A 9226-nucleotide genomic window follows, 5' to 3' on the forward strand; every position below is an offset into this window, starting at 1 on the left:
AGCCACACCGTGGCTCCTCCTTTTAATTTCAAATGTTTTTTGTGCTAAAAAAAGAAAATAAAGAACAAATTTGAAATGAAAAAATAAAACCTCCTTTCCCAAAAACAAAGTTGGCGCGATGTACAGGAAAGTTAGTGGCTTTTAAAACTAATGTTGAATTTTAAAAAACTATTGTAAAATTATGAAAAAATTTTACTTCAAACTCAATAGGCATATAATAAGTGTGCTATTGGGATTGTTTTGTGCAACACCTATGTTGGCACAAACAGGTAAAACCGTGACTGGAACGGTAAAAGAACTTCAAGTCCCACTGGTGGGCGTAATGGTAAAAGAGGAGGGAACCGATAATTCCACTTTTACCGATGATAATGGAAACTATTCGTTGACTTTACAACATGAAAATGCTAAATTAATTTTTGAGCAATTGGATTTCCCTATTCGAGAAGAAGTGGTTTTGAATAGAAGCGTGATCAATGTAAGTTTCACAAAGGAGGAGGAAGGTATTCAGCTGAAAGATGTGGTGATCAATGCAGGATATTATACTGTAAAAGACAAAGAACGAACGGGTTCTATAGCACGTGTAACGGCAAAGGAGATAGAAAATCAGCCTGTGAATAATGTACTTTCTGCCATACAAGGACGGATGGCTGGTGTGAGTATAGTACAAAACTCTGGAAATGCAGGTGGTGGTTATGACATTCAGATACGTGGACGAAATAGTCTAAGACGAGAAGGGAACGAACCACTTTATATTGTAGATGGTGTTCCTTTTGGAAGTGGAAATACAACAAGTGTAGGGCTGTCGTCTGGTATTCTACCTTATGGAGAATCTAATCCTCTTAATTTTCTGAATCCAAAAGAAATAGAAAGCATTGAAATCTTAAAAGATGCCGATGCTACTGCTATTTATGGCTCGCGTGGAGCCAATGGAGTAGTACTGATAACAACTAAAAAAGGAAAAAGTGGAAAACTAAATATTGCGTATAATTCAGATTACACAGTTGGTAAAGTAATGAATCGATTAAGATTAATGAATACGTCTGATTATTTAGCAATGAGAAGAACAGCATTTGAAAACGATGGAATTAAAACTTATCCAGCCAATGCCTATGATATAAATGGAAGTTGGGATGTTAATTCGTCAACCAATTGGTTTAACGAATTAGTAAGGCACATTTCTTCTAAAAACAATAACCAATTAAGTATAAACGCAGCCTCAGATCAATTTCAATTTTTAATGAGTATGGGACATTTTGAAGCAACAACTGTTTATCCAGAACCATTTCGATTAAAAAAGACTACTGCTTTAATAAGTTTAAATTACACTTCTCCTAATCAACGATTTTCTATTGGATATAAAGGTAATTTAAGTCGATCTGTCAATAAATTACCTTCTACCGATTTGTTTTCAAGTGTTATAAGCTTAGCCCCGAATGCTCCAAATTTATACAATGAACAAGGTGAACTGAATTGGCAAAACAATACGTTTGTAAATCCATTAGCCTCACTCAGAGGTTATTATACTAGTAATGGTGATATGATGAATCATGCTATTTTGAATTCAATTCAATTAATTGAAGGATTAAGTTTAGTGAATAATATAGGGATTTATTATAGTCAATCAATAGAAAATCGGGTAAGTCCATCTACGATATACAACCCAAATTATAATTATGGGAGTGAACGATCTAACGTATTACGATACGATCAGAAAGTTATGTCGTATAACATAGAACCACGATTAGAGTACAATAAAAGTATAAATCAACATCATTTTACAAATCTTGTTGGATTAACATTTCAACACAGACAAACAAATGGATTAGGAATTTCGGCTTCTAATTTTCTGAGTAACTCATTGCTAAACGATTTATCTTCTGCAAGTGTAAAAACAATTAGTGCACAACCTATCATAGATTATACCTATCAATCTGTTTACGGTAGATTTGGATATAACTACCAATCCAAATACTTTATAAACTTAACTGGTCGTCGTGATGGATCAAGTCGTTTTGGACAAAATTTTAAATATGGGAATTTTGGTGCAATTGGAGCAGCATGGATTTTTTCAAAAGAAAACTTTCTCAACGAATCATCTTGGTTAAGCTTCGGAAAAATAAGAGGTAGTTATGGGATTACAGGTAATGATTTGATTGGTGATTATCAATACTTGGATACCTATGTTACAAAGGCAAGAACGTACGATCAGGTTACAGGTTTAGAGCCAAATAGTTTGTACAATCCTAATTTTAGTTGGGAAAAAAATAAAAAATTAGAATTCGCTCTTGACTTATCTTTTTTTAGAGATAGAATAGGATTTTCGCTTGCATGGTATAGAAATGTGTCTGGAAATCAATTGGTCGGAATCCCTTTACCAGGAACAACAGGTTTTTCATCCATTCAATCTAATTTACCTGCAAAAGTAGAGAACAAAGGAATTGAAATTGAACTTTCAGCAAAACCATTGCAAAACGCTATTCAATGGAAAACAGCCTTGAATCTATCATTTCCACAAAATAAATTAGTGTCATTTCCCGATTTAGAAGGTTCTACTTATGCCAATACTTATGTTATTGGTCAACCCATTACAATTAAAAAATTATACGAATGGACTGGTATAGACCCAATCACAGGAGTACATACATTCAAAGATTTTAATCAAGACGGAAAAATAAGTACTGAAGATAAGCAGGTTATTAAAAATGTGGGTGTAAAATGGTTTGGAGGATGGTCAAATCAAGTGCAGTATAAAAAAGTTGGACTTGATGTACTGTTTCAATTCGTGAAACAAAATAGTATCAATTATATCGCTCAGAGTTTCATTCCAGGAAGTTTAACCAATCAACCGATTGAATTTTTAGATGCATATTCACCGAATAATCCATCAGCCAAGTATCAAAGATATAGCACTGGAAGCCAAACATTAGCTTCGCAAGCCTATAATAATTTTAAACAAAGTGATCAATCGGTAAGTGATGGTTCTTATATCCGTTTAAAGAATATTTCCATTTCCTATCAATTTAAAATTGCAAACACTTCTTCTCTAAAATTGTTTCTCAACGGACAAAATTTATGGACGCTAACCAATTATTTTGGTGCTGATCCCGAATTTGTTTTATCAGGGTATTTGCCACCTCTGAAAGAATATACACTTGGATTACAATTAAACTTTTAATATTATGAAATCAATTTTTATACACTTTAAACAAGGATTAATCGCTTTAATTCTTTTGACAAGTTGCGACAACTTCTTAGATCTTGATACACCAAATACACAACTTGTAAGCACAGAAGTATTTGAAGATAAAAAAACGACAGATGCTGCATTGTTAAATATCTATGCAAGCTTAAGAGATAGCGGATTATTAACTGGTAATAATTCTGGTATGACGTATTTATTGGGGTTATACACAGATGAACTCGACTTATATTCCATCAATTTACTTGGTCAAAAAGAGTTTTATGAACACACGCTATCCACTCGAAATGAATTGGTGTTGACTAGCTGGAACACAAGTTATAATCAAATATATCGATTAAATGCATTGATAGAGGGGGTAGAAAAAAGTACATTATTAGAAAATCAATACAAACAAACAGTATTAGCAGAAGCCTATACAATGCGTGGAATGTTGCACATGTATTTGACTCAATTGTTTGGCGAAATCCCATACATCACAACGACAGATTATTTGCAAAATAAACTTGTTCATAAAACACCAGAAAAGGAAATTTATGAAAGAATAGAACAAGATTATTTAGTAGCAGAAGAATTGTTTTTGAAAGGAACGAAAAACACATCTAAAACACGATTGAATCTTACATCGTTAAAAACTTTAATAGCTAAATACTATGCACAAACCAAACAATGGGAAAAAGCTAAACAGCATGCAAATGATGTTATTCAAACGGCTGGTGTTACATTAGAACAAGATCTTAGCAAAGAATTTTTGAAAGAAAGTAAATCTATTCTATGGCATTTTTCGCCTCATTTAGCAACTGGAAATTCCTTGGAAGCAGATGTTTTTATGTTAAATGCTCTACCACCAGCTTTTGTAAGTTTAAAACCCACTTTCGTCAACTCTTTCGAGAAGGGAGATCAAAGAAAAGAAATTTGGATAAAGAAATTAAATAACAATCAGGGAACTTGGTATCAACCATACAAATACAAAGCGCCCAATGCTTCGTCAACAGTTAATGTAGAGAATAGTGTGGTACTTCGATTAGCTGAATTGTATTTGATACGTGCAGAAGCTAATTTTCAGCTTTCCAATTTTAGAGAAACTGAAAATGATTTAAACCTCATTCGTAAAAGAGCCAATTTACCTATGCTTTCCAATTTATCTCAACATGACTTAGAGCAAGCTATTTTAGATGAATATAAACATGAATTATTTACAGAATATGGTCATCGTTTTTTTGATTTGAAAAGATGGAATCGATTAAATGAATTACAAAACAGTATTCCAACTTGGAAACCATTTATGGAGAAACTGCCTTTACCAGAAAAGGAGATTTTATTGAATAATAATTTAAAACCCCAAAATGATGGCTATTAGATTTATATTAAACTTTTATATCTGTTTAATTTCAATTTATATTTCTGGTCAACAACAGAAATTAGATTCATTGGAAACTTATTTTAATCAATTTTATACCGTTGAATTTGTAGATGCAAACAATGAAAATATATTATTTACGAAAAATAAAAACCATGAATTGCCTGTCTATTATTTGAAAAATAATAAAAAAACAGATGAAATACGACTTGGTAGAATAATGAATTATCATTGGTTGAGTGATAAGTATTTTTTATATGATGAAAAAAATGAAGGTCTTGTACTATATAACATCCAAAGTCAAAATAAAAAAACTATTCCGCACTATAAGAAAATGATTGAAACTTCTAATAAGCAATTTTTTGTAGCGAAAAAAGAAGGTAATACGCTTTACATTAATACAATAAATAATGGAGAATTAGGAAACGAAATAAAGTTTATTGATGTAATAGATTACAAATGGGAGAATGATAAATTAGTAATTGAAAAAACGAATCATACCATTGATGTGTATGAATTAAATAAAAATATCAATCCTATTTTTCAAATAGCTGGCGTTAAATATCAGTCATTAAGATGGAATAAATCCAATCAATATGACTACATTAAACAAGAAGGAGAAGATGTATTTTATGTCAAAAGTAATGGGACAAAGGTCAAATTACTTCATGACTTAAATAAGAGTATAAATCTCAAGATTATTAACGAAGACAATAATTTACTCATTTTAGAAAATACATTTCAATCTGATTATACTTTAAAAAAATCAGAAGAAGTAGAAATTTGGGATACCTCTGATGATCAAATTATTATTCAAAAACCGAAGAGTCAAAAAGAATTGATTTTTATTCAATTAAATAATGGAGAGGTGAAAAACAGAATTTCTCTAACGGACGTCAATTACGAATTTTTAGGAACGCAATATCTACTTATATTCGACAAGAATAGATACAGAAGTTATCGCCATTTACGGGATCATGTTGATGTTAAGTTAATGGATCTAGAAACAATGAATCAAAAGTTAATAGTTGAAGATTTTGACGATTACAACAGAAATAAATTAATACTTTCTGATTATAATAAATTTATCTATTTCAAAGAAAATAATTGGTGGATATATGATGTATTAGAAGACAAAAAGAAAAGTTTAACCACTTCAATAAAAGCAGGATTCTCCGTTGATGATTATTTTAAGAATGAAGCTTTTCAGCCAGCTAAATTTTATGATAATTCACGTGTTTTTTTAACAGCTAAAGAAGGGATATGGGAATATAATCTTCATACAAAAAAGCTGAAGCAATTAATTCAATCTACAAAACAAACGGGTACTTTTACGTTTTTAATAACTAGAAATAAAGCTAAAAATCAAGTAGATGAAACCATTTATTTGCAATCTTTAAACGAAAATAATCAGTACAAAATTTATAAATGTTGTGATCGATTAAATGAAATTTATAACACATCGCAAGATGTTAAGAAAGTTTCGTTAAAAAATAAGAATTTGTATGTAATAGAGCAAGGTTATTTAAAATCTCCTCGTATTGTTCAAATAGATGAGAAGAATAAAGCAACCATTCGGGTTGAAGCAGTTAATTCGATTGTTCAAAAACGTCGTTTTCAAGAAATAAAATCTATTATAAATGGGAAATCAGTAAAAGCAATATTGTATTATCCGTTTGATTATGATACAACCAAATATTATCCGATGATTGTCCATATCTACCAAAAGCAATCACATTTAGTGAATGATTTTCAATTGCCAGAAGTAAGTTCAGCTAATGGTTTCAATACTGATTTTTATACATCACAAGGCTATTTTGTCTTACTACCAGATATCATAGTCGATTTAGATCAACCAGGCGAATCAGCACTACAATGTACAGTTGAGGCAACCAATCAAGCATTAAAAGAAGCCAATATTGATAGAGATAAAATTGGATTAATAGGCCATTCTTATGGTGGTTTTGAGGTAAATTATATCGTAAATCGTACGAATATGTTTAAAGCCGCTGTTAGTGGCTCAGGTGTTTCTGATATTGTAAATTGGTACTTTTCGATGGATTGGAATAAATCAAAACCACAATTTTGGAGATTTGAGGATGAGTTTTTTAAAATGAGTTCAATGTTTTATGATTCAAAAGAAAATTATTTAAAACAATCTCCTTTACTCCAATTAGAAAACCTACATACACCTGTATTAATATGGACTGGAAAAGAAGATTATCATGTCAATTGGGAACAAAGTGTTAGCATGTATTTAGCAATGAGACTTTTAAAAAAAGAAGGAAAGTTGTTATTATATCCGAATGAAAAGCATGTGATTATGAATCCATCAAAGGCAAAAGATTTAAATCAGAGGATTATAAATTGGTTCGATTTTTATTTAAAAAACACTGAAATAGAGTGGATTAAAAATAAGAGACAGCTGTAAAAGCTGTCTCCTTTTATAAATTATTAATTTGTTTTTTCAAATAATTGAACATTACAAGCTGTTCCCGAAATTTCATCCATTCCGTAAAGATGTACACCTGGCTGGTAAGTACATAAATTACCTATAACATTGCTACATTCAAAATCTTCAACCAATGTACATGGCTGTTCTTGATCGATACGATAAATCGGATCTCCAGGATCCCATCCAGCTTTCTTCGCCTGATTTGTAGCGAAAGCAGCACCAGTCCCCATTAATACAATGACAGCTGGTAAAATAATTTGTTTTAAATTTTTCATTTTAATGTGAATTTTAGTTTTGCCTACTTTTTTACAGGTTTTCGGCTTTTCCTGTTTTAAACTGATCGGTTATAGCCGGCTTTAGTTTATAAACAATCAATTCATTTCCAATTAGTGCATAAAAATGAGAATCAGTCACTAAAAAATCAGAAAGTTTGTTTTCTTCGCGATGTTGTACAGTAAAACTTCCGATATAATGCCTGCGATCTGTTCGGTATACATCAATAACATCCACTTGTTTCCACTGTTTTGGGGATTCAAATTTTCCCATTAGCTTAGAGATATTAAACAAGAGATGTCGATGTGCAACCATTTTTTTATTCACTAATAATGGTGGAGCGCTCATTTTATTTTTTCCATCCGATAGATGGCTAACTTCAATTTTTGCTTGACGAGTAGTATCAATCGTATTTAATTTGTGTTTGATGTGTAAATCTTGATCCATTACAATAAATTGATTGCGGTAGTAATAAGTATAAACCAACTCATTTGTATATGAATCAGAAACCAACAATCCATCTGTATCAAAAACACCATCAATTTGTTTTTCGAGTATAGTTGAAATCAATTTTACTTTGGGTTCTTTGTTTAAATTTAAAAGACCCAAAATCTGCGTATTCGTTGTGCTACTTTGCGTACGAATTGCAAAATTGATAGAATCAATCACAATCAATTGATTAAAAAAAGCATCATTTAAACTGATGGTTTCTGCATGTAAATTGGTTAATTTTCCTTTATAAATAATTGGAACTGTTCCGTCGTACAAATAAAAGTCACCATTTTTGACACGCATCATAATGGATTTAAAAGGATGATCTTTATAGTCCAAATCAATCTTTTTGGAAATGATTTGATCTGTATTGGTATTAACACTCGTTAAAACAAGTGGAGCAGTATAATTTCCTAAATACAGCATATTATTTTCATATCCTGCAAAATAATAGGAATTAGCGCCTAGATCAATCGCTTTTTCTTCGATAATTGGATGTTGTAAATACCTTCTGGTAAAATTATTTTCTTGTTTGATGATGTGTTCAGACGTAAGAAATAGCATAATAACACTTCCAACTGAAACAATAGAAATAGTAAAGAAGGTAACAAATAGTTTCCGTTTACTTTTTTGAAATATTACTATTCTACTCAAGTAAATAGCAATTACAGCTAATCCAACAAATACGAGATTGAAAATTAAATGCTCTGTCCATCCAAGTTTCTCTAAAATTCCACCACAAGAACATGGCACAAAATCACTGTAATTAATAATCAGGTAGATATAAACTGTAAACGCGAGCATTAAACCATAAGAAGCATACAATCCAATTTGTTGTGTTCGCTTGATACAAAGCATTAATACAATTACAATTTCCACAATGATTACGGCGTAAGAAATAAAGCCTGCATATGCACTTAGTAATGGTGATTGAGCCAATTGAATTTGAAAATTCTCAAAATCGATTAGTTTACTCACTGCTGCGTAAATAAACAAAATAATAAATAGGTAGCAGATGAGCGTTTGTATAAACGGTGCAATTTTTCTCATCTTTAAGTAGTTTTAATTCATAAAAAATAACTTTCTAACATCTAACATCTAACATCAGTCTCCTTTTTCATCATCTTTACGTCTCATGTATGGATCTTTATCCCGAGGAGGATCATTTTTAGAAGATGTGCTATCCTTAATATTATCTTTCAAAGAAGGAGTAATACGTTCTGACCGATTCGGGGTGTCAATTAGAATATTTTCATCTTCTATACAGCTATTGAATACAAAACACCCAAGTACAATTAAATAAAAAGATTTCATAGTTTCTCATTTTTAAAGTTTGTATCGAAATTAGGTTTAGCGTAAAAAATAGGAGGTATGTCAATGCGTCAAAAACATAAAAAGCCTGTCTAATTTATAAATTCATACACTGCAATTTTTAAGAAAACCGAAA

5 protein-coding genes are annotated in these 9226 nt (G+C 31.0%); 3 read left to right on the plus strand and 2 right to left on the minus strand.

Annotated elements, in window-relative coordinates; all coding sequences use genetic code 11:
• The first annotated feature begins 253 nt into the window (after positions 1-253).
• Genes B3R94_RS11665 through B3R94_RS11675 form a run of 3 tightly spaced genes read left to right on the plus strand, consistent with a single transcriptional unit; the run spans position 254 to position 6990 of the window.
• Positions 254-3175 (plus strand): SusC/RagA family TonB-linked outer membrane protein, encoded by a 2922-nt coding sequence (locus tag B3R94_RS11665; RefSeq protein WP_291100940.1) that lies wholly within the window; start codon positions 254-256, stop codon positions 3173-3175.
• A 4-nt stretch (positions 3176-3179) separates the two neighbouring features.
• Positions 3180-4559 carry a RagB/SusD family nutrient uptake outer membrane protein gene (locus tag B3R94_RS11670; RefSeq protein WP_291100942.1) on the plus strand — a complete coding sequence of 460 codons (1380 nt, stop codon included), beginning with the start codon at positions 3180-3182 and terminating at the stop codon, positions 4557-4559.
• On the plus strand, positions 4546-6990 hold the full coding sequence (locus tag B3R94_RS11675) for an alpha/beta hydrolase family protein (protein WP_291100945.1): 2445 nt from the start codon (positions 4546-4548) through the stop codon (positions 6988-6990). The genes B3R94_RS11670 and B3R94_RS11675 overlap by 14 nt, the downstream gene beginning before the upstream one ends.
• A 23-nt stretch (positions 6991-7013) precedes the next feature.
• Here B3R94_RS11675 and B3R94_RS11680 read toward each other — a convergent pair whose 3' ends face one another.
• Both B3R94_RS11680 and B3R94_RS11685 read right to left on the minus strand, forming a co-directional pair.
• Positions 7014-7289, minus strand: coding sequence for a DUF6520 family protein (locus B3R94_RS11680; RefSeq protein ID WP_280062949.1), 276 nt, complete (start codon positions 7287-7289; stop codon positions 7014-7016).
• A 31-nt stretch (positions 7290-7320) separates the two neighbouring features.
• On the minus strand, positions 7321-8829 hold the full coding sequence (locus B3R94_RS11685; RefSeq protein ID WP_291100948.1) for a MauE/DoxX family redox-associated membrane protein: 1509 nt from the start codon (positions 8827-8829) through the stop codon (positions 7321-7323).
• Between the last annotated feature and the right edge of the window lie 397 nt (positions 8830-9226).

Source organism: Empedobacter sp. UBA7611, from assembly GCF_002484365.1.
GTDB classification, from domain to species: Bacteria; Bacteroidota; Bacteroidia; order Flavobacteriales; family Weeksellaceae; genus Empedobacter; species Empedobacter falsenii_B.